Genomic DNA, 21,714 nt, shown 5'->3' on the forward strand with positions numbered 1-21,714 from the left:
ATTGGAGCTCATTCCCCGGAGCTACGAAGACAGCCCACCCAAAGCCGATCGTTACACGTCGACCTTTATCGGGAGGCCCTGCAGGATTGCGTTTGAGGTGATGAGGAAACGGTCTCTCTTCTTCATGAATAACGGCCGGTAGAGAAGATATCGATCTCAGTCGCGAGTCAGCACCGGATGCATCCATTTGGCCAGTGGTGGTCTGCCACCCAAGGAAGGCACGGCGACCAACATAGTGGGTGTGAGCGGGTCGACAAGCTGTTGCTGGCCAAGAGGTACTTGCAGCAAGCGGCCCGGAATAGCAGTGCGCGCCCATTGGGTTGTAAACATCAGATTGAAAACGTCGATATAGCACGAAAAGGGAATTTTTTCGGCGAATCCCTAGAGGGGCTAAACATCGAATTTGGCCTACACTCAAGCCCGGGGAATGATCGTGCCTTGCAAAAGCAATTTGGAGTTCAATATGGCAGGGCGCATGGAATAGTCGGCAGCATATGACGGCACTTTGCTACGGATTGAAGGCTGTCATGCTCCAGCCGATTCAATCGATGGGTGGAAGCTGCTGCTTGTTTCAATGTTTAAATCACTTGAGCCGCAGGGGAAGAACCTAATTTGAAAACTAACACTGTCCCGAAGGTTAGCGTACTTGTCCCCATGCGCAACGCAGCCCCGTTCGTTGTTCAGGCGCTGGCGTCAATATTGCGCGAAGTTACCATTAGCTTAGAAGTGGTTGTCATCAACGATAAGTCTACCGACCGCTCATTGGAATTGGTGTTGAATATCAAGGATGAGCGAATCCAAGTCGTAGATGGCCCGGGCAAAGGCATTGCCGCAGCCTTAAATATCGGCCTGGCTTTGGCGCGGGGAGACATAGTCATGCGCTGCGATGCAGATGATCTTTACCCGGTTGGCCGAATCGACCATCAAGTAACGTGGCTTGACAACAATCAAGATTATGCGGCTGTGTGTGGGGGATTTACTGCACTAGATGAATCAGGGCTACTCGTCACCCAGCTAGAGACCGGCGAAATCGGCTCAGATATCACTGAGGAGCTCAATTTAGGGTGCACGAGAACGCATTTTTGTACCTATGCTGTTCGCAAAAGTGCAATTGATCGGGTCGGCGGATTCAGACCCTATTTTGAAACGGGTGAGGATATCGACTACCAGCTGCGCTTAGCCAATTTCGGTCGAGTCATGTACTTACCTCGGATAGCCTACGAATACAGATTACATGAAGCGTCGATAACGCATACACAAACCAATTCAAAGCGTATTTTCTTCGAGGATATTGCCAGAAAGTTTCAAGTTCAGCGCAAGATGTATGGCCAAGATGATCTTCAGCGCGATCAGCCGCCAACAATTCCCGATAGTAGCGCCGACAGTGCTAGTAGTGCAGCAAAACAGATAGGGGGGATGTTAATGGGATCTGCATGGCGCACTCATCAAAGCGGTAATAAATTGGACGCCATAGCATTGGGAATCCGAGCACTTACGCACATGCCTTTTGACATCAGCTCGTGGCGCAGTGTGGTGGCACTGATTGTGAAGTCGGGCAAGCGTTCCCGATGAAAATCCGATGTGCATGAACCACGCTTGGCCAGCACTGGGTAATGCTCTGCGGCAATCGGGGTCAGGCGTCCAGTTCGCGGCATGGCTTTAACGGTGTCCAGACCCCAAAACACTTAACTGATCCCGGATACTGCACTCCCGATTCGCGCAGATAACTCAGGCTCATCAGTAGCCGGCTGGCCGCTAACAACTTGTCAGACCCGATGCGTCCGAAAGGCTCATGCCTGCGTAGCGCGGCTAGCGCAATGGCCAAATGCGACTATAGTACCTTTCGTGCGTGCCATTGAATCCGGGGTAGTTGTAATGCCAGTTGATTTATCGCCATCGTTGAACCTGCACAAGCGAGCGATATCTGCTAGGGCGTGGAATCTTGGCGCACGTGTTACGTCTCAAGCCATTGATTTGGGTGGCAACCCGGCGATGGCACGGCTGCTGATGCTTGGCATCATGGCCGCCGCCACCGTTTCGATGGTTCTGCACATTCTGTCCGATGTTGGCTTGCGCCAGAACATCATCCAGAGTCCAAATGACGACGATGCGGTGTTCCTTAATACGGTGTGGACCGTGCAGATTGTGCGCGGTGTCATCCTTTTTACGTCCAAGCTTGCAGACCTTCTGGTCTTGCTGGCCCTCGGTTACTTCACCCGGTCTACCTGGTCGCTGGTGGCTTCAGGTCTGGTTGCAACAATGGTCAGCACTCTGCCGGGGCATTTCTGGTTTGAGGGCCCGTCCAACCGTCTAAAAAGGGACCGTTCTGCGCTCAAGGAATTGGTCGTTTTCGAAGAGCGTTGTGCCACTTATCCGTGGATCGACCTCATCAAGCAGCGCAGCGGTGTATACGATCAAAACGTTGAGCCGAAGCTTATAGCAATGAGAGTGCAGCACGTTTTGGGTGGGCAATCCAATGGTTAGTGTTTCCCTTGATGTGCTAGTCGTTAACTATAATACAGCGGCTCTGTTAAAGCCGATGTTTAATGCGTTAAGACAAACAAACAGTGCGGATCGCACGCGCTATTTGGTGGTAGACAATGCCTCTTCCGATAATTCTCTCGAATGCCTGGCAAACATTTGTCCAGAGGCATTGCAAGTGGCCAATTATAAAAATATCGGCTTTGGTCGGGCCAATAATCAATTAGTCGAGCACCTGCAAGGTAAATACGCGTTACTCCTTAATACCGATGCCTTTATTGCTGCCGACACCTTGAGCATGACCCTCGAATACATGGAGGCGCATCCGGATTGCGGTGTCCTGGGTGTTCGGTTAGTTGGGCGAGAAGGTGACTTGCAACCGTCCTGTCGGTATTTTCCGACTCCGTTGAATGTCTTCATTGCGCGAACAGGACTCGGTCGCTTTTTTCCTGGGGTGAAGAAGGTCGACGACATGGCTTGGGATCATGAGTCGGTACGTGAGTGCGACTGGGTGCCTGGGTGCTACTACCTAATCCGCCGTGAAGTCATCGACCAGATTGGCTTGTTCGATCCGCGCTACTTTCTTTACTACGAAGAAGTTGACCACTGCAAACGCGTTAAACAGGCTGGTTGGAAAGTGATTTATTACCCGCATACCACGGTGGTGCATATCGGTGGAGAAAGTGCCAAATCTGTTGACGAGCTAAATACGGCCAGCCGTCAACTTCCCAAGTTTCAGATCGAAAGCGAGCTGTTGTACTTTCGCAAGCACCACGGCCTGGCGGGTTTGGCTTTTCATATGGCACTGGTGAGCCTTGGAGATCTAATTTTGGCGCTCAAGGCTCTATTGAAAGGCCGTGATTGGGCGTCTATCCAGGCGTGCTGGCAGCATACTAAAGTTACTTGGATATTGGTGCGTGAAACCCGCCTCGCCAGCCAACCAACACGGTAGATCTTTTATGTTCAAATTCATACGTGCCGACTTGCGTGCATACGGTGGGGATTGGACGGCTCAGGGCTTCTGGGTGATGCTGGTTTATCGCTTTGGGCGCTGGCGCTACGGCGTGCGTCCGGCGCTGTTACGCAAGCTGTTCTCTTTTATATACAAAGTACTTTTCAAGTTTGTGCAGATCGTGACGGGTATCGAACTGCCGTGTGAGGTTGTGGTCGGCCGTAACTTCGTTATCGATCATTTCGGTGGAATCGTGATCAGTGGCTATGCGCAGTTCGGCGACGATTGCCGCATCCGCAACGGCGTGGTGGTGGGGCTAAAAAATGTGGATGAGCCCATTGCCCCGGTGATAGGCAACAATGTTGATATCGGCGCCGGGGCCAAGGTACTGGGCAATATTCGCATTGGTAATAATGTTGTGATCGGTGCCAATGCCGTGGTGCTCATAGATTTACCCGACGACTCGATTGCCGTGGGCGTGCCTGCAACTATCAAGAAAAGAAAGTGCACAGAAGCAAAGGAATGCTTATGAACTCAATGGCCACTGGTATTGGTGTTGTAGTTATCGGTCGTAACGAAGGTCTACGGCTTGAGCGTTGTCTTTCTTCGCTGGTCGGTGTGGCGCAGAAGGCAGTGTATGTCGACTCAGGATCAACGGATGGTTCAGTGCCGATGGCGCTGAAGCTTGGGGTCGAAGTGGTCGAGTTGGATATGACGGTTCCCTTTACGGCTGCGCGCGCGCGTAATGAAGGCTTCGCGCGTGTGCGACGCTTATTGCCGGCGTTACGTTATGTTCAGTTTGTCGATGGTGATTGCGAGGTGGTCGAAGGCTGGCTGCCTCGGGCACAGGCCTTTCTTGATGAAAATCCTCAGGTTGCGGTGGTCTGTGGGCGGCGGCGCGAACGATTTCCACAGCGCTCGATTTACAACTTAATGTGCGATCTCGAATGGGATACGCCGCTAGGTGAGACCAAGGCTTGTGGTGGTGATGCGCTGATAAGGGCCGACGCTTTTGCCACTGTGTCTGGTTTTCGACCGGAGCTTATTGCCGGGGAAGAACCCGAGTTGTGTCTGCGTCTGCGTGCGAATGGATGGAAGGTCTGGCGCCTGGATGGCGACATGACCTTGCATGATGCGGCCATGACTCGTTTTGGCCAATGGTGGTGGCGTACTCTGCGCGGTGGTTACGCCTTTGCCGAGGGCGCATTTCTGCATGGGAATGCACCGGAGCAACACTGGCGGCGTGAGTCGCGTCGGGCCTGGTTTTGGGGCTTGGGGATTCCGTTGGCGACTATCATTGCGGGCTTGATGCTGGGGTGGCTTGGGCTGCTTTTGCTGCTGGTTTATCCATTGCAGGTAGCGCGATTGGCTCGTCGGGGCGATAGAACCGCGCGCGAAAACTGGTTGCTGGCTTTCTTTCTCGTGCTGGGGAAATTCCCCGAGTTGCTTGGGCAAGTCAAGTTTCTATTGGACAGATTCGGCACCGGTAAATCGGCGTTGATCGAATACAAGTGAGACTTCTATGAGTTATTGGCTGGTACTAAAAAGCGTGCTTTCTTTACATGCTGGGTATTCCGTCAGAGCGTTGAAAAACAAGCTGAAGTTCCTGGTATTGGTTGGAATAAACTGGTCCGATCTGAAATTATTTCTGTCGCGCATGTCAAATGCGCTGGGAAAGTCTGGACTTGAGAAGCTGGGGACCGACTGTGTCGGTGTTGTTCATTGGCCATACATTAGTAGAAGATGGGACTCCCAGGCCAGGCTTAGCGTATTAGCCTCACATTACGAAGTGGTCACAAAAAGCTGTCCACAGTTTTTGCTTTTCGGGCGCAATGACCGCTTTATCTTGAGTGATTTATCAGAGTGGTCTGCGGGTTGCTCCTTGGTTCTGGATCGTCCCGTATGGTTTATGCGCGAAGGAGAGCTGGTGCTGAACTTGTTTCAGGGAAATTTGCGCGTTGCATCGATAGCCTTCACGTTGTGCTACACCGAGATTGAGCTTTGTATTTTCATCGGTGCAGTTCAAGGGATACACAAAGGGATAGAGAATGATAAGTCCTTGGCAATTTACCGGGAGCTTACAAAAGATTTTGAAGGTCTTCGGCCAAGAAGTTTTTTGATTGAGACTATTAAATACATCTCAATGAATATTGGTGTTGGAAAAATATATGCGGTAGGGGATGGGTATCGCCATCATCGTCATCCGTATTTCGGCGGTGAAAAAGCTCAAGAGCTTGCGGCAAATTATGATTCGATCTGGTTGGAGCATGGGGCGACACCTTCAGAGCGCGAAGACTTTTTTGAGATTCCCATGGCTTCATCCAGGAAGCCGCTTGACTCTATTCCTTCAAAAAAGCGCGCCATGTACCGCAGGCGCTATGAGCATCTAGATGACACATTTAGAGCAATAGATAAGGTGTTGAAAGGCCGCTATTTAGCACATTGACGTTCGTGATCACCGTACGACTGTGGGTTTGCCTGCAGTCATAATTCACCGCCACGACATCGAAGCTTGGTTCCTATGCGTATCGCTTATTTCATCAATCAATACCCCAGGGTCAGCCATAGCTTCATCCGCCGCGAGATTCTGGCGTTAGAACGCCAGTGCTTGGAAGTGCAGCGCATTGCGCTGCGTGGCTGGGATGCCGAATTGGTGGATGCTGAGGACGTGTCGGAACGCGATAAAACCCTTTATGTGCTCCAGGGTGGAGTCAAAGACCTGTTGGTGCCTGTGTTCCAGGTGCTGCGCGCCAAGCCGCGGCGCTTTTTATCGGCGCTGTGGTTGGCGTTACGCATGGGCCGACATGCCGATCGCCCCTTGCCGTACCATTTGGTCTATTTGTTCGAGGCTTGCCGCTTGCTGTCTTGGTTAGAGGCATTCGGTGCCGAGCATGTGCATGCGCATTTCGGCACTAACTCAACCGAAGTAGTGATGCTGGCCAATGCTCTTGGCGGGCCCGCCTATAGCTTTACCGTGCACGGTCCTGAAGAGTTCGACAAACCGCAGTTTATTCATTTGGGCGAGAAAGTTCAGCGCTCATTTTTTGTCGTGGCCGTCAGCTCTTATGGGCGCAGCCAGCTGTTTCGCTGGGTGCCTCATGCGCACTGGGCAAAAGTCAAATTGGTGCATTGTGGCCTGGAACGAGCCTTTCACGACGTGCCGGCAGTTGCTTTACCGGCTGCCCCCCGGTTGGTTTGTGTGGGGCGCTTGAGTGAACAAAAGGGTCAATTGTTGTTACTGGAGGCCGCCCGTATTCTGGCAGCGCAATCCGTAGCGTTTGAAATAGTGCTGGCCGGCGATGGGGAACTGCGTGAGGAAATTGAAGCCCTGATTGCGCAGCATGGTTTAGAGGCTCAGGTTCGTATCACCGGCTGGATTAGCAGCGCGCAGGTGCGTGAGGAAATTCTTGCGGCGCGGGCCATGGTGCTGCCGAGTTTCGCCGAGGGCTTGCCTGTTGTCATCATGGAAGCCATGGCCCTGCGCCGGCCCGTACTCACGACTTATGTGGCAGGCATTCCAGAGTTGGTGCGCCAGGGTGAGAACGGTTGGTTGTTTCCCGCGGGCGCGGTAGAGGACTTGGCGGCAGCGCTGGCAGACTGCCTCGCGCAACCTGTCGAAGTGTTGCAGCGCATGGGCGAGGCCGCTTATCAGCGAGTGCTGGAGCGGCACGATATTGATACCGAAGCGACCAAATTGGCGAAACTGTTTAAGGATCGAACATGATCACATTTTTCAGTTGGCTGTTCTGTGCACTGCTGCTACTCATCCTGTTGCCGGTGCTGGTGCTGTTCATCCAGGTGTTGCTGGCCTGCCTGACTGTGCGATCGCCTGCGTCGAAACAAGGATCGCGGCCGCGAGTGGCGGTGTTGGTGCCTGCACACAATGAATCATCGATCATCGTCGCAACGTTAAATAGTATTCGGCCGCAGTTGCTTGCTGGCGATCGCCTGTTGGTGGTGGCGGACAACTGCACTGACGACACAGCCGAGCACGCCCGCGCTTCGGGCGCCGAGGTGGTGGAGCGCAGCAATGATCAGCAGCGCGGCAAGGGCTATGCGCTGGACTTTGGCGTGCGTCATTTGACGAGCAGTGCGCCGGACGTCCTCATCATTGTTGATGCCGACTGCCAGGTGGTCGAGGGTTCTATTGAAAGGCTGGCAGTGCGTTGCATCGAATCAGGGCGGCCTACTCAATCACTTAATCTGATGCGTGCACCAGAAGGCGCCGGGCTAAAAGTGCGGCTTGCCGAGTTTGCCTGGTGTGTGAAGAACCTGGTGCGGCCCAAAGGGTGGGCTCGGCTTGGCTTGCCCTGTCAGTTAATGGGCACAGGCATGGCGTTCGTTTGGCGGGATCTGCCTTTAATCAATTTGGCCAGTGGGCACATCGTCGAAGATCTGAAGATGGGCCTGGATTTCTGCCGAAGCGGCAAACCACCTTTATTTTGCCCAGACGCTTTGGTGACCAGTTATTTTCCACGCAGTGATGAAGGTTTAAGGACCCAGCGAACGCGTTGGGAACATGGTCACCTGGGGGTACTTCTCGGTGATACGCCAAAGTTGATCGTGGAGTCTATTAGTGGGGGCAACTGGAGTCTTTTGGCTATGACGCTGGATTTGTTGGTTCCGCCGTTGGCCTTACTGACCCTGATACTGGGAGCGGCGTTTAGCCTGTCCTGGTTGGTGTTTGTGCTCTTTGGCGTCCTGGCGCCCTCCTTGATAGCTTCTGCCGGGCTGGGCATCTTGGGTGTGACCGTCTTGCTGGCATGGAGCCAATTTGGTCGCGGGATCATATCTTTTTCTACTTTATTGTATGCGCCGTTCTACGCGTTGAAAAAAATACCCCTATACCTGGGATTTTTAATGAAGCGCCAGGTTAAGTGGGTGCGTTCGAAGCGAGATGACACGTGATGCGTGCTCTGACCTGGCAGGACAACTGGAAAACGATTGTCTCGAAACTGAGGCTGGTCAGCGATGTTGGCGATCAACAGGATTTGATTGATGATTTATCCAGATTTGACGTAACAACAGTGCTTGGATTCGTCAACGCGCACGCCATGAACCTGGTAGCAGCTAACAATCAATACTACGAGGCGTTGTCATCTGCTGACGTTTTACTGCGAGACGGCTCCGGCATGGCCATGCTGTTTCGTCGTCTTGGAATGGCGCCGGGGTTAAACATGAATGGCACGGATTTTATTCCCAAACTGTTGGCCGCGTTCAAAGGACGACGCGTGGCATTTTGGGGCACTGAAGAGGCTTTTCTAGCTAATGCGGCGAAACGAAGTGATGCGCTATTTGCGGTAAATGTAGTGTCTGCGCACCATGGTTTTGCGGAAGCGGATACCTATGTAAACCTTGCCAGGCTCTGGCAGCCAGAATTGGTTGTGCTGGGAATGGGCATGCCCAAACAAGAGGTCGTAGCGACCAGGCTAGCCGCCAGCGGTGTGCCATGTCTGATTGTCTGCGGTGGGGCTATCCTCGACTTTCTGGGCGGCAAAGTTGATCGGGCGCCGAAATGGGTGCGTCGTCTCGGTTGTGAATGGGTGTTCAGGCTGATACAGGAGCCAAAACGATTATTCAGTCGCTATCTGGTTGGCAATCCGATGTTCTTGCTTCGCATGCTGATCTACAGAGGGGCAACTCCTTAGCGAGTGCTCTCACTTGCCCTTGGGGCACATTACCTTTTGGCCCACGATCGGCCGCAAAAATCGGGGCCATAAAAAAAACGCCGCTGGCGCCACAACGATCTTGCATAACCCCAACTTGGCATCTTTACTCCATTGAGGATTACCGATCTGCTGGACATATTAGAAGCAATTTTGTCAGTTTGGTGACAGTCAGACAGTGTCAGATAATTTTGGCCTTATTAAGATAGTTACGAATTTCTCGCAAGAAAAAACGTGGTGTAGCGTTAAGAGATGGCAGATCATACAAACGTGCCAGCAAAGGTGTACTGCGGGTCTTAAGGGCGAGCCTGGCAATTCAGCTTTTGTTTCGAATGACTATCCTGTTGATTTTAAAGCTTAAATAAAATTCACTTAACTTGCGCCGTTGAACAGATGAAAAAATATGTAGCAATACTGATGCGTAAGCTAATATCTCCTTCAATGCGATTTGAGCTAAGCAAATCACTCGCTGAGCTATATGAATTACTCGCGCGAACATGTTTTTGGCGCTGGGAAATTGTCAGGCTCAGACTTCGGGAAGACAGTTTTTACGATATTCTCTATGTTGGTCGTAAATCACGACGGGAATTTGTGCAAGTTCTCTTGGGTGCCGACCCTCAAGTGGTCGATAGAAAATTAAAATCAGATAAATCAAGGCACTCGGTGCTAGTGAGTGAAATGCCGACCTTGGGCGCGTTGCATATACCTCAGTCTCTGAGTGCAGTCGTGCCCTTGGGCAGGCCAATAGAGGACATTACCGCAAGATACAATACAGAGCTGCGGCGAAATCTGCGTAAAAACCGACTGCGTTATCGCATGAAGCAAGCATTGAACGATGACGAGATTGAAAGAGCAGATCGGGAAATGCTTCAACCTTATGCCAGAGCCCGGCATGGCGCAGCGGCCTCTCAGATTGAATCGCATGAGGTTCAAAGGGTGGCAAAAAATTTCGGGCGACTCGACCTGGTAATGCTGGAAGACGAGGTAGTGGCCTGCCATCTGGGGTGCACCATTACCCGAGGGGAAAGGCGCTACTGGAGCACGATCCGCTTCGGCTATCCGGATGCAGTGTTTTCAGATGCAAAAAAATTGCGTGAAATCAACTCTATAACTACGTTCATGGCACTTGAGTGGGCGATAGAAAACGGTTTTGACTATTACGATATCGGTACGTGTCTGGCGCGTCCGGATGATGGGCTCCTCGAGTGGAAAAGAAGGCGTGGAGGGGATGTCGATACGCTGGGCAATCATGGCTATTTGTTTGTACGACTGCCGAAAGAGGGCGTAGCGCAATTTCTTTGGGAAACACCATTATTTGCTGTCGAAGGTAAAAAATTGACACTTCATCTTGGACTGCCCGAGGGTCGGACTGATGAGGAAGTTACGAATCGATATCGTGAAATGGGCTTCGGTGGACTCTCAAAAGTATATCTTCATTGCGCTAAAGAACCCGGAGCTATGCTTCTCGACACCTTGCGCAGTCGCTACAATCATTTAAAGGCCCCTCCTATCATAAAAAGTATCATATCCGGGTAAATGTATTTTTTGCTTTTGAGAGGTGGAGTTTTACGTGATGGGCTATAAACTAAGTTTCTGTGTGTTTACCTCAGGGTGGAGGTTAATATGTCGAGCACCGATACATTGGCGAATAGCAGTCAGTCGAGGTGGAGTCTTGTTGCGTACAAACATATTCTAAAAGCACGATTTACACGAAAACCGCCATTGACCTTGCAAAGTGTGGCCGTCAAGACTTGGGAAATTGCTCCTGGCGAAACCTCAATTGCTCCGCCTGCTTTTTTCCTGCCCAATCAGCTCGAACGCGTGACGGGATGGGCAGGCGATTTGTTTTATCCCTTCGAACATCCCCGTCGAACAATGGAGGGCGTAGGCAGTTTTGAACATGGCCCAACGCACGGCTACCTGCTTAAAGATGTATGGTTAATTGATGGTGCTATCTATAAAGACGATGCCAAATCATGGTTGTCGCCAAGATCACAATGGCTGCCAAGAGTTCGCGTAGAAAACGAAATTGATCGCGGAGCGATCTATTGCACGGCGGGCGGGAATAAATGGTTCGGCTCATGGTTGATGGATGATTGTATAACTTACCCTATGGCATGCGAAGAGGGTATTCCAGTTACCACGGCACTGCCCGCCAACCTCGTTTCTACCGCCAAGACCGGCATTCTTCACGCCCCCGGTTATGAAGACTGGCTGGGTATGACGCCGGTTCGTCTACGTAACGCATTTTTTCGTGAGCTCGTGATCTTTGACGATCTAAGTCAAAATCGACATAAGCACTTTCGCTTTCGTGCGATGGGTGAAAGGTTGCTGTCGCACGTAAAATATAATTCCCATCCTGGCGTGTTTGTTCTGCGCGGCAACAAGGGTGAATTGCGCTTGTTACGAAATGAAATGGAACTAGCTGAACATCTGCGTGACCGCAGAGGATTTCGCATTATCGATCCCGCAAGGTCTGATGTTGCTACCATCGTCGCGGCCTGTGCCGGTGCAAGAGTCGTGGTAGGGATCGAGGGTAGTCACCTCATACACGGTGTTAACCTACTACCGCTTGGTGGTTCGCTGCTGGTATTGCAGCCTCCCAATCGGTTCCTCTGCTTTTTCAAATATCTAACGGATCGCGATCATCAAAACTTTGGTTTTGTAGTGGGCACACCCGATGGCGACGGTTTTAGAATCGACGCCGATGAGGTTGAGCGCACCCTGGATCTATTTCCGGTCGACACTTTTGTAGGCTGATCAAGTAGGTGAAGGGGTCGTAACTTCTATAGCGCCCCTCGGAATCGACTAGTAGGCATGCTTGCCGGAGAAGACAAGCAAAGTGCGCAGAAGAATGACGAAATCGAGCCAGAGCGACCAGTTGTTGATGTATTCAATGTCCGAATCAACCCGCCGAATCATCTGTTCTATATCTCTCGTTTCACCGCGAAAGCCACGCACTTGAGCCAGGCCTGTGATCCCTGGCTTGATGTTGTGACGGGCAAAATAGTCCGAGATGTCGGGTGAGTACTGCGCATCGTGCGCAATGGCGTGGGGGCGCGGCCCCACCAGGGACATTTCCCCCATCAACACGTTGAACAACTGCGGCAGTTCATCCAGGCTTGTTTTGCGAATAAAGGCGCCCACCCTGGTAGTGCGCGGATCGTTCTTTTCAGCCTGTTTGACGATGCCATCTTCCGGTTGATGGACGACCATGCTTCGGAATTTCCAGATACGGAACGAGTCGCCACTCCACCCCATGCGTTTTTGTCGAAAGAACACCGGCCCAGGGCTGTCGAGCTTGATGGCAATGGCGACTACCGCCAGCAACGGTGCTGCAATCAGCAAGATGAGAAAGGCCAGGACTCTATCTTCAAGGTTCTTCAGAAGCAGCCGCATCCCCATCAGCGGAGTTTCAGAAAGGGTCAGCACGGGAATCCCGGCAATTTCACGTACGCTGTGATTGATCAAGCGCAGTGAAAAAATATCCGGCACCCAGTTTACGGCGATGTGTTTATCAAACAGCTTTAAATAAACGTCTTTGATAACCTTTGAACCATCCAGAGGCGTAACGAAATAGACGGTACGAATGGAGTGCTGAACAACTAGTTCATGTAGGTCGGAGATATGGCCCAGTATTTTTAAGCGATGTGGATTCTTTGAACCATCTTCCACATGATCCTCATCCGTCCCGATCAACACTGCCCCAACCACCTGTTCACTCAGCCAGGGGTTATTGCTGATTTTCTGGTGAAGGAAGTTGGCCAGCTCTCCCTTGCCGATAATAAGTGCGTTGTTCCTATGAGTCGGATGGGCCAGGAACTTTTTCTGGACTTCGCGTGTTGCGAGGTGCAAAAGCAACTGCGCGAAATACCCGATAACAAACAACTCACCCACCAACAAACGTGAGTATTGCTCACTTTGTTTGGTGAGAAAGGCAATGGCAACAAGAAAACAAAAAACGGCCGTCCATGCCTTGAGAAGCTTAAAAGTTTTGACAGCGAAGCCGACATTGCTTCGGTAAATAGCATAGTGATCGTATACGACGGCCAACGCCCCCAGTAGCAACAGGACCATGATGACATAGGCCTGCGATATGAAGCCGATGTGATAGTTGATCAGGTACCACGCGACACCGGTCACTGCGACAGCATCGAGACCAGCCTGAATAACGATACTGGTACTGCTTCTTCTCTGAAGAACGGAACGACTAGTATTGGGCTCAAAAATCATATTTAGATCCTCGCGCTCAATGATGTCGCGCTTCAGTCAAAACTGGCCTCGCTAGAGACCGTTTGCGCCCGCGTTACCGCCAAGCCACTCCTGCTTGTGGTAAGCCACCGACCACCAAATTGAGAGATTTCGCACTGCTTGTTGCAGTTGTTTTATCTTGTTTGGATCAATGTCGGCACATAAGACGCGATGTCCGACATCGGCCAGTGCCGCTGCTTGTATCAGGCCAACATAGCCCGTACCAAATACGCTCACGTCCATATTGGCGTGCCTCGTAAGACGGTTGAAATAACGAAAGTAGAACTCTCAAAAAGGGTATAGCCCAGCGTCGGGAAAGCGTGTCAGCAAAATGACACTCTGTCGTATTAGGGATTTCCAACTGTTTGGGGCTAAATGCCATCAAGTGCTTGTTCGTGTTCGATTTGTCGCGGATTTGAAGGGATTGCAAAGTTTTAAAGAAATCGATGGACGGTCTTGTGCCAAAAAAATCGGGGTAATTTCCTCGTAAAAGTGTCATTTTCGAATCAACGTTTTTTTGACGCGTACTAAAAAGTCCGACAATTCTCGCGCATGGATGAGGCGGAGCTAGTGTCAAAAAAAGGCCGACAATCTATTGGCCAATGGCGCCGGAAAGATAACGATTCGATATATCAAATAACTTTTTTTAATTATTTATTTGCTTAAAAGTTACGACTATTACGTCGAACGTTTGAGTGGAATGGGCATCGGTTTTCCGGTGCTGCTGTTCGGGGCATGTTTATCGCGCTGACGATGGCGCTGTTTATGACGGCGTACATTCGTCAGACGTTGATCCGACAACTGTTCGCCCTGGTGGGCAGCGCGTTGAATATCCTGGTCACTACAACATCTTCCCGACGCTGTTGCAGTTGATGGGGTATGACCTGACGGGGGTTGAGGCGGTGTATGGCAAGCCACTGAGTGTGCCGACGGCCGACGCATTCACGTTTAACTACCGGTTCAATGCGCGGCTGGGGGCGAAGCCGCAGTGGAAGCATACTGATTTGAAGAGCATTGTGACGCCTTCGCAGTCGCCGGCGAGTGTGGCGGCGGGGCAGTGACATTTCTGTTGTCTGATCGGGCCCCTTCGCGGGCAAGCCCGCGCCTACAGGGATCGGGTTGTGAGGGTTGATCCGAAGGCAACGCATCTGTTTAGGCCGCTATCCTTGCTTCACGCTTCTTAAACGGGTTTACCCATGCTTCAGGTCCAAGGCGTCTTCAAAAGTTACGCTACCCCGCAAGGTCCGCTGCCGGTGCTGCAAGGCGTCGACCTGACGCTCAAACCCGGCAGCAGCCTGGCGCTGATGGGCGAGTCGGGCAGCGGCAAAAGCACCTTGCTGCACCTGATTGCCGGGCTCGACAAAGTCGACCAGGGCAGCATCCGCAGCGGTGAACATCGGCTGGAGCAGATGAGCGAAGGGCAACTGGCCAACTGGCGGCGCACCGAAATCGGCCTGGTGTTTCAGCAGTTCAATCTGATCGGCAGTTTGCGGGTCGAGGACAATCTGGCCTTTCAGGCGCGGTTAGCGGGGCGCCATGATCCGCGCTGGCAGGCGCATCTGGTGCAGCGCCTGGGCTTGAGTGATTTACTGCGACGCTATCCGGAGCAACTGTCCGGCGGCCAACAGCAGCGAGTCGCATTGGGCCGCGCGCTGGCGTCAAAGCCGAAACTTCTGCTGGCCGACGAACCCACCGGCAGCCTCGATGAAGCCACCAGCGACGAGGTGCTGAAGCTGCTCCTGGAATTGCTCGACGACACACCCACCACGTTGTTGATGGTCACTCACAGTCCACGGGTTGCCGCGCGGCTGGCGGAAAAAGTGGTGTTGCACGGTGGTCGTCTGGCTGGCACGGACGAGCGCTGAGGTGCGGGTTTTTCGCGAGACGTTACGGGCGCTGCTCAGTCATTGGCGGCAGCACCCGGTGCAGTTTTTCAGCGTGCTGACCGGGCTCTGGCTCGCCACCAGTTTGCTCACCGGCGTACAGGCATTGAACAGCCAGGCGCGGGAAAGCTATGCCCGAGCCAGTCAGTTGATCGGCGGCGAACCGCAGGCCAGCCTAAGTGCGCCCGGTGGCGGGACGTTTTCTCAGGCGTTATTTGTCGACTTGCGTCGAGCCGGTTGGCCGGTGTCGCCGGTGCTGCAAGGTCGAGTCATCCTCAAGGGGCATGAAGAGCAACGCTTGCAGCTGATGGGCATCGAGCCGGTGTCGCTGCCCGCCGGTTCCTCGGTGGCGGGGCAGGCGTTGCCAATCGAGCAGATTGTCGAGTTCTTCAGTGCGCCGGGCAGTACCTGGATTTCGCCGCAGACGTTGCAGACTTTGGGGTTGCGCGAAGGTGAACGGCCGACAAGTTTGAGCGGTGTGGCATTACCACCGCTGCACGTTCAAACCGACATGGCCCCTGGTGTGCTGCTGGTGGACATTGGCTTTGCTCAACAGATTTTGGGGTTGCCCGATCAACTGTCGCGCTTGCTGTTGCCGAAGGATTTCAGCGCTCCTTTACCCGACACCTTCAAGGATCAACTCCAGCTCAGGAGCAGCGGCGAGGAGAACAACCTCGCGCGCCTGACCGAGAGCTTTCACCTGAACCTCGACGCCTTGGGTTTTCTGTCATTCGTGGTCGGTTTGTTCATCGTCCACGCGGCCATCGGTCTGGCACTGGAACAACGCCGGGGCCTGCTCAGAACCCTGCGCGCCTGTGGCGTCAGTGCACGAATGCTCATCGCGTGCCTGGCCGTTGAGCTCGGCGGTCTGGCGCTGATGGGCGGCCTCGCCGGGGTAGTCAGCGGCTACCTGTTGGCCAGCGTATTATTGCCGGACGTTGCCGCCAGCCTTCGCGGCTTGTACGGCGCCGAAGTGGCGGGGCAGTTGAACCTCAGCCCGTGGTGGTGGCTCAGCGGTGTCGGCCTGAGTTTGCTCGGTGCATTGCTGGCCGGCGCCAACAGTCTGCTGCGAGCGGCGCGTTTGCCGTTGCTGGCACTGGCTGATCCGCAAGCCTGGCATCAGGCTCATGCGCGGTGGTTGCGGCGCCAGGGTTGGGTCGCGGGGACGGCGGCCGTGATTGCGCTCAGCGCCTTGATCTGGGGCGACAGCCTGGCCAGTGGATTTGTGTTGATGGCGGCGTTATTGCTGGGCGCCGCTCTGGCGCTGCCCGTAGTGCTCAATGCCGTGCTCAACCTCGCATTGCAGCGCAGTCATTCAGTGCTCGGCCAATGGTTTGTCGCCGATTGCCGACAGCAATTGCCGGCCCTGAGCCTGGCCCTGATGGCGCTGCTGTTGGCACTCGCGGCGAACATCGGCGCCGGCAGCATGACCGCCGGTTTTCGCCAGACCTTCAGCAACTGGCTCGAACAGCGCCTGACCGCCGAGCTCTACGTCAATCCGCAAACCCCGGCTCAGTCTCGTGAACTGGACATCTGGCTCAAACAGCAGCCGCAAGTATTGGCGGTACTGCCTAACTGGCAAGTGGCGATCCAGCTGCAAGGCTGGCCGGCGGACGTCTTTGGCGTGATCGATCACCCGAACTATCGCCAGCACTGGCCGTTGCTGGAGGCCTTGGGTGACAACCCGTGGGACCGGCTGGCCAAGGACGACACGCTGATGCTCAGCGAACAACTGGCCCGACGACTGAAGGTGCGCCTCGGCGATCACCTGACCATTCCCACGCCGGGCGGCCCTTGGTCGCCGCGCATCGTCGGGATCTACGCCGATTACGGCAACCCCAAGGGCCACCTTCTGGTCAACGTCAGCCACCTGCTGCGCGGCTGGCCACAGCTGGCGCCCAACCGTTTTAATCTGCGCATTGAGCCGGCATCGATCCCGTCGTTCGTCAGCGCGCTACAGGCACGCTTCGCGCTCGACGACAGCCGCATCGTCGATCAGGCGCGGCTCAAGGGCTGGTCGACGCAAGTCTTCGAACGTACCTTCGCCGCCACCGCAGCGCTCAACAGCCTGACCCTTTGTGTGGCGGGCGTGGCGTTGTTTATCAGCTTGCTGACCCAAAGCCAAAGCCGTCTCGGGCAGCTTGCGCCGTTGTGGGCGCTGGGCGTGACGCGCCGGCAATTGATGCTGCTCAACCTCGGGCAAACCTGGTCGCTGGCGGTGTTGACGCTGGTACTGGCGTTGCCGCTGGGAATCGCGCTGGCGTGGTGCCTGGATGCGGTGATCAACGTCCAGGCGTTCGGCTGGCGCTTGCCTTTGCGCGTGTTTCCGCTGCAATTGTTGCAGTTGATGGGGTTGGCGTTGTTCGCGACGTTACTGGCATCGGCGTGGCCGTTGTACTCGCTGTATCGCACGCAACCGGCGGACCTGCTGAGGACGTTTGCTCATGAGGATTAAGGTCGGATTGCTTTTATTGGTTTTATTGAGCGGCTGCGACAACTCCGCACCTGTCGAGAAAGGCTTCGCCGGTCTCGGGGGCGAAGCGGCCGCGTTTACACCGGTGGTGCCGGGCCGGGTCTTCAGCTTCCCGGCGGATCACGGGCCCCATGACGGTTTTCGCATCGAGTGGTGGTACGTCACCGCCAACCTCAAGGACGCGCAGGGCCAAGAATTCGGCGTGCAATGGACGTTGTTTCGCAGCGCCTTGAAAGCAGCGCCCGAAGTTGCGGGCTGGGCCAATCAGACGATCTGGCTGGGGCACGCGGCCGTGACCTCAGCGACGGTGCATCACGCGGCCGAACGCTACGCCCGTGGCGGCGTCGGTCAGGCGGGCGTGAGCGTGGCGCCGTTCAATGCGTGGATCGATGATTGGCATTTCAGCAGCCAGGGGGCTGATCCATTAGCGGATGTTCAACTCAGTGCGCGGGACAAGGCTTTCGGATACCAACTGCGGCTAACGTCCTCGCGCCCGCTGGTGCTTCAGGGCGACAAAGGTTTCAGCCAGAAATCCGAACAGGGCCAGGCGTCGTACTATTACAGCCAGCCGTTTTTTCAGGCCAGTGGCTCGCTGGACATCGACGGTAAAACCTATCAAGTCAGCGGCCCGGCCTGGCTCGATCGCGAATGGAGCAGCCAACCGCTGACCGCCAACCAGACCGGTTGGGACTGGTTTTCCCTGCACCTGGACAGCGGCGAACAGGTGATGCTCTACCGCATGCGCAACAAGCTCGGCGAGCCTTACCTCACCGGCACCTGGATCGACGCCCAGGGGCAGACTCAACCACTGCATGCCGACGACATCCGCCTCACACCGCAAGACACGGCCAAGGTCGCTGGCCGTCAGATGCCCGTGCGCTGGTCAATCAAAATCCCCGGCAAGCACCTCGATATCACCCTTGACGCTCTCAACCCCAACGCCTGGATGGATTTGCGCATTCCATATTGGGAAGGGCCGGTGCAACTAAGCGGCAGCCATGCGGGGCAGGGTTATCTGGAAATGACCGGTTACTGAGGGCGAAGTCGAGCGCTGTGCCTCACCGAGTTGATCTGGCGCAAGGAAAGCAGCAAAAACACGGACAGCGGCGAATCCACCGCGCAAGAAACTGCGAACACTCCCTGAAGAACGTCTATGCTCATTGGCACACATCGCGCTGACGCCTGAGCCAGAGCGGTCTGCTGTCATTTACTACCAAGGAATGTATTGCCTATGAAACTCCACGCACTGACCAAAGCCATCACCCTCGCTACATTGCTGTCTGCTGTCAGCCTTGGCGCCATGGCCGAGGAGATTCCGTTGTCTGCTGACGTGGTAGCGGATCAGATGACCGCGACAGTTGTCTCGGTCGATGCCGCAAGCCATCAAGTCGTCCTTAAAGGGCCTGAAGGTAATGAGGCTACTATCCAACTGACTGACGAGGCGAAAAACCTTGGCAAATTGAAAGCTGGCGATCTGGTCGACATCCAAGTGGCTCACGCCGTCGTATTCGCCCTCGATACCGATGTCGACAAGGGCCTGCCAGGCGCCGCTGAACGCACCGGCGAAGCTCGCGCGGCTCCGGGTAGCTCCAAACCGGGCGGCGAAGCTTACCGTCAGGTCCAGGTTCAGCTGAAAATCACCCACATCGACCTGAAGAAACATCAGGTAACCTTCGAAGGTCCGAAGGGTAATAAAAAAACTGTTGATGTCGTAAAACCAGAAATTCAAGCCAAACTCAAAGACTTGAAAGTTGGGCAAAGCGTTGTCGTCACGTACACCGACGTACTGAAAGTGACCACTAAATCCAAAAGCTGAGGATTGACTGTATAGACTGATTGTTCTTGTATAGTTTTTTTGTACAAGAACAATCAGCGTTAATGTTCTGGTTGGTGAGTTTTGGTGCAGGCTGAATAGTATTTCGATCGTCATTCACTTAAACATTATGTATATAAAATTTCATGTTCGTCTCGCGGACATATTTGCAAACTTCTATTAAAATTCCCTCGTTCGCCCAGTGTCAGGGCTCTTTACCAGTGCATGGATTGCCGAGGCCATTGCACTGGGCGGACTCCTTATAGAAGGGCTGACAGCGAATACACAAAAACGGGCGATCGTAGGATCGCCCGTTTTTTTATTCAGCTTGTGCCTGTAAGCGTCGGCCGATAACGTCCAGCAAGTCGCAGCCGTCGCGTAGTGGAATTGCAATTACCCGGGCGAAGTCCTGAAGTAGCGCGTTGTCGCCCTTGAGCGAATCACCCAAGGATAGAGTTTCCACCAGTTGAGTCACGCTGCGGATTCGGTATGCCGCCGTGTCGTGCAACACGTCGAGGGGCGCTTCCGTATCAACCAGCAGGGAAGGGATCAGGCAATCGATGCCGGTGATGGGCATGTATCGAGCCATGGTTGAACCTCCTTCTCTCAAGATTGGGTGCTTTGTGGGGCTTCGGATGCGTCGCCAAGAGGGTCGAGATTGTCCAGCGCACGGTTCACCAATAATTCACCCACTACCGCCAGTTGCTGGATTGATAGCGCGAGGCTGCGGTGTGAACCTTCGAGTTCGCAGGCCAGGTCGGTGGTCAGGACGTTGAGAGAACCGAGGGTTTCGCAGGCGTGGCTTAGCAGGGTTTCGGTATCGATGTTGGGGAGGATGGTGAAGACGTGGCTGATGGGGTCTGGGGTGTTCGGATCTCGGAGGCGGGCGCTGACGGTGCGTTGGGTTGCTTGGCTGAGATCGATTGGGCCGAGGGAATCGGGAGGACATTTTTTCATGGTGAAGCTCCTGTAGGGACGGAGCCGCAAAGCGGCATTTGCATGCCTTGATCGTGTTCAGTCTGTCAAAACCGGTCGCTGAGGTTGCAGCGGCTGGGGGAGGTTATCTGGGGGAGTGGGGGGTTACAAGTTCATGGAGGTCGATAGGGGTTGTGGGAAATTTCTGAAGCATGGATTCATGGAGCAAAAAGTAGAACTTGCTGATTTTTTTCACGACCGTATTTGTTGTTTAAGAAGGCTATATGTTTGGACTTTTAAAAAAGCTATTGTGTTCTGATGGAGCTTTTTCCCAGTTGTCGAGTAACTGATTGTCAAATTCTTCGAATCCTACTTATGTCGACATGTATATAGCTAGATGTCAAAATTCCTGTGCTTAATCGAAATCTGAAAGTATACGATTCACCTTGCTTAACGTTTTTTGTGATTACCAAAGATCTACTCTTGCGCATTTGAATTCAATGACGTTTCCATTCTCTAAGCCGCCTGGTAGGAGGTCGTCGATGATCATGCAGATGTCGCCAACGGCAATTATTTGATTTTTAATGTCGACTATTTTTGCGACGACTTTGCGCTCAAGCTTTTCGTTGTTTGTGCTCCATATCCCCAGTAGGAATTTGTCACTGATCATTGCATTTTTTATGGAGAATACGTGGAGCGGTTCAGTTAACTGCTGGCCAACCTTGGCACTGCAAGGCTGAGAAAAGACGACACATTTAAAGTGGCCGTCACTGATTTCAACCTCAGCTTCTTCGGCCTCACTTGAAATCCATTTTATGCTTTCAATTATCATGCTTTATCACTTGTGATCAAAAGGAGCAGCTTCGTTTGCTTTTGTTGAAAATAAATCCGTCGCCTTTGTTTTCTGGAAAAAATTTTGTCCCCTTTATTATTTTGCTGCTGACTCGGCTTTTGCGAGTAGGTTTGTGAGTTCTGCTTCGACTTCGTCAGTCGGAATCGTTTTTAAAATGTTGCGGATGAAAAGTGCGTATTTTTTTTCTATTGGTACTTCAGCCCAGTCGAGTTCGTAAATGGCTATAATTTTTACATCTTTATAGCTGGAGTCGGAAAGTAATAGTTTCAGTATTTTTGTTGCGTGGTCTGTCCTCTCCTAACGATACAGCGCAACGCTGCTGCCAGTATTCTGGTTTATGGAGTACCTCTCGTTCTAATTGCTCCCATTGCTGATCTTTGAAATCAATTAAAACTGATTTTGCTACTAGTTCGGGGCTGTATTCAGT

19 protein-coding genes and 4 pseudogenes are annotated in these 21,714 nt (G+C 53.3%); 16 read left to right on the forward strand and 7 right to left on the reverse strand.

Annotation, left to right across the window (positions count from 1 at the left end; genetic code table 11):
• Window positions 1-156 precede the first annotated feature (156 nt).
• Entirely contained in the window at window positions 157-330 is a 174-nt protein-coding gene (locus tag AC1DWM_RS13030; protein WP_223512800.1) for a hypothetical protein, read from the reverse strand.
• Window positions 331-612: 282 nt separating this feature from the next.
• Between AC1DWM_RS13030 and AC1DWM_RS13035 the strand changes: the two genes are divergently transcribed.
• From AC1DWM_RS13035 to AC1DWM_RS13085, 11 genes and pseudogenes are all read left to right on the forward strand, one after another.
• On the forward strand, window positions 613-1,572 hold the full coding sequence (locus AC1DWM_RS13035; protein WP_223512802.1) for a glycosyltransferase family 2 protein: 960 nt from the start codon (window positions 613-615) through the stop codon (window positions 1,570-1,572).
• Between the two features lie 420 nt (window positions 1,573-1,992).
• Window positions 1,993-2,352, forward strand: a pseudogene (locus tag AC1DWM_RS13040) (oligosaccharide flippase family protein); the annotation flags it as partial.
• Window positions 2,353-2,476: 124 nt separating this feature from the next.
• The gene (locus AC1DWM_RS13045; RefSeq protein WP_223512805.1) at window positions 2,477-3,433 is read left to right on the forward strand and encodes a glycosyltransferase family 2 protein; all 957 of its coding nucleotides are present in this window, start codon (window positions 2,477-2,479) and stop codon (window positions 3,431-3,433) included.
• A 7-nt stretch (window positions 3,434-3,440) separates the two neighbouring features.
• A complete protein-coding gene (locus AC1DWM_RS13050; protein WP_223512808.1) occupies window positions 3,441-3,965 on the forward strand; it encodes a serine O-acetyltransferase in 525 nt (174 codons plus the stop codon).
• A 5-nt stretch (window positions 3,966-3,970) separates the two neighbouring features.
• Window positions 3,971-4,948: a glycosyltransferase family 2 protein gene (locus tag AC1DWM_RS13055; RefSeq protein ID WP_477795354.1), complete on the forward strand. Its 978-nt coding sequence runs from the start codon at window positions 3,971-3,973 to the stop codon at window positions 4,946-4,948.
• Between the two features lie 7 nt (window positions 4,949-4,955).
• Entirely contained in the window at window positions 4,956-5,879 is a 924-nt protein-coding gene (locus AC1DWM_RS13060; protein ID WP_223512811.1) for a DUF535 family protein, read from the forward strand.
• Between the two features lie 75 nt (window positions 5,880-5,954).
• Complete coding sequence (locus tag AC1DWM_RS13065; RefSeq protein WP_477795343.1) at window positions 5,955-7,157, forward strand: glycosyltransferase; 1,203 nt, start codon at window positions 5,955-5,957, stop codon at window positions 7,155-7,157.
• Complete coding sequence (locus tag AC1DWM_RS13070; protein ID WP_477795344.1) at window positions 7,154-8,341, forward strand: glycosyltransferase family 2 protein; 1,188 nt, start codon at window positions 7,154-7,156, stop codon at window positions 8,339-8,341. The genes AC1DWM_RS13065 and AC1DWM_RS13070 overlap by 4 nt, the downstream gene beginning before the upstream one ends.
• Window positions 8,341-9,081, forward strand: a complete 741-nt coding sequence (locus AC1DWM_RS13075; protein ID WP_223512825.1) for a WecB/TagA/CpsF family glycosyltransferase — start codon at window positions 8,341-8,343, stop codon at window positions 9,079-9,081. The genes AC1DWM_RS13070 and AC1DWM_RS13075 overlap by 1 nt, the downstream gene beginning before the upstream one ends.
• A gap of 411 nt (window positions 9,082-9,492) precedes the next feature.
• Complete coding sequence (locus tag AC1DWM_RS13080; protein ID WP_477795345.1) at window positions 9,493-10,635, forward strand: hypothetical protein; 1,143 nt, start codon at window positions 9,493-9,495, stop codon at window positions 10,633-10,635.
• A gap of 87 nt (window positions 10,636-10,722) precedes the next feature.
• On the forward strand, window positions 10,723-11,859 hold the full coding sequence (locus AC1DWM_RS13085) for a glycosyltransferase 61 family protein (protein ID WP_223512830.1): 1,137 nt from the start codon (window positions 10,723-10,725) through the stop codon (window positions 11,857-11,859).
• Between the two features lie 48 nt (window positions 11,860-11,907).
• On the opposite strand, the gene AC1DWM_RS13090 is transcribed toward AC1DWM_RS13085, so the two are convergent.
• Window positions 11,908-13,332, reverse strand: a complete 1,425-nt coding sequence (locus AC1DWM_RS13090; RefSeq protein WP_477795346.1) for an undecaprenyl-phosphate glucose phosphotransferase — start codon at window positions 13,330-13,332, stop codon at window positions 11,908-11,910.
• A 120-nt stretch (window positions 13,333-13,452) separates the two neighbouring features.
• Window positions 13,453-13,593 (reverse strand): annotated as a pseudogene (locus AC1DWM_RS13095) (UDP-glucose 6-dehydrogenase); the annotation flags it as partial.
• 596 nt (window positions 13,594-14,189) lie between these two features.
• On the opposite strand from AC1DWM_RS13095, the pseudogene AC1DWM_RS13100 reads away from it, so the two are divergent.
• The 5 genes and pseudogenes from AC1DWM_RS13100 to AC1DWM_RS13120 form a co-directional block, all read left to right on the forward strand.
• Window positions 14,190-14,411: pseudogene (locus AC1DWM_RS13100) on the forward strand (sulfatase-like hydrolase/transferase); the annotation flags it as partial.
• Window positions 14,412-14,546: 135 nt separating this feature from the next.
• Window positions 14,547-15,215 carry an ABC transporter ATP-binding protein gene (locus AC1DWM_RS13105; protein WP_223512832.1) on the forward strand — a complete coding sequence of 223 codons (669 nt, stop codon included), beginning with the start codon at window positions 14,547-14,549 and terminating at the stop codon, window positions 15,213-15,215.
• Between the two features lies 1 nt (window position 15,216).
• Window positions 15,217-17,688, forward strand: coding sequence for an ABC transporter permease (locus AC1DWM_RS13110; protein WP_477795347.1), 2,472 nt, complete (start codon window positions 15,217-15,219; stop codon window positions 17,686-17,688).
• A complete protein-coding gene (locus AC1DWM_RS13115) occupies window positions 17,678-18,742 on the forward strand; it encodes a lipocalin-like domain-containing protein (RefSeq protein ID WP_477795348.1) in 1,065 nt (354 codons plus the stop codon). Before AC1DWM_RS13110 ends, AC1DWM_RS13115 begins: the two co-directional genes overlap by 11 nt.
• A 195-nt stretch (window positions 18,743-18,937) precedes the next feature.
• The gene (locus AC1DWM_RS13120) at window positions 18,938-19,522 is read left to right on the forward strand and encodes a hypothetical protein (RefSeq protein WP_477795349.1); all 585 of its coding nucleotides are present in this window, start codon (window positions 18,938-18,940) and stop codon (window positions 19,520-19,522) included.
• Window positions 19,523-19,838: 316 nt separating this feature from the next.
• Here the strand turns inward: AC1DWM_RS13120 and AC1DWM_RS13125 are convergent, their stop codons facing one another.
• The 4 genes and pseudogenes from AC1DWM_RS13125 to AC1DWM_RS13140 form a co-directional block, all read right to left on the reverse strand.
• Complete coding sequence (locus tag AC1DWM_RS13125; RefSeq protein WP_223512836.1) at window positions 19,839-20,108, reverse strand: hypothetical protein; 270 nt, start codon at window positions 20,106-20,108, stop codon at window positions 19,839-19,841.
• A 17-nt stretch (window positions 20,109-20,125) separates the two neighbouring features.
• Window positions 20,126-20,476, reverse strand: a complete 351-nt coding sequence (locus AC1DWM_RS13130; protein WP_223512839.1) for a DUF6124 family protein — start codon at window positions 20,474-20,476, stop codon at window positions 20,126-20,128.
• 424 nt (window positions 20,477-20,900) lie between these two features.
• Window positions 20,901-21,266 carry a hypothetical protein gene (locus AC1DWM_RS13135; RefSeq protein ID WP_223512842.1) on the reverse strand — a complete coding sequence of 122 codons (366 nt, stop codon included), beginning with the start codon at window positions 21,264-21,266 and terminating at the stop codon, window positions 20,901-20,903.
• A 259-nt stretch (window positions 21,267-21,525) separates the two neighbouring features.
• Window positions 21,526-21,714, reverse strand: a pseudogene (locus AC1DWM_RS13140) (hypothetical protein); the annotation flags it as partial.

It is taken from the genome of Pseudomonas sp. P4_C8 (genome assembly GCF_056401975.1).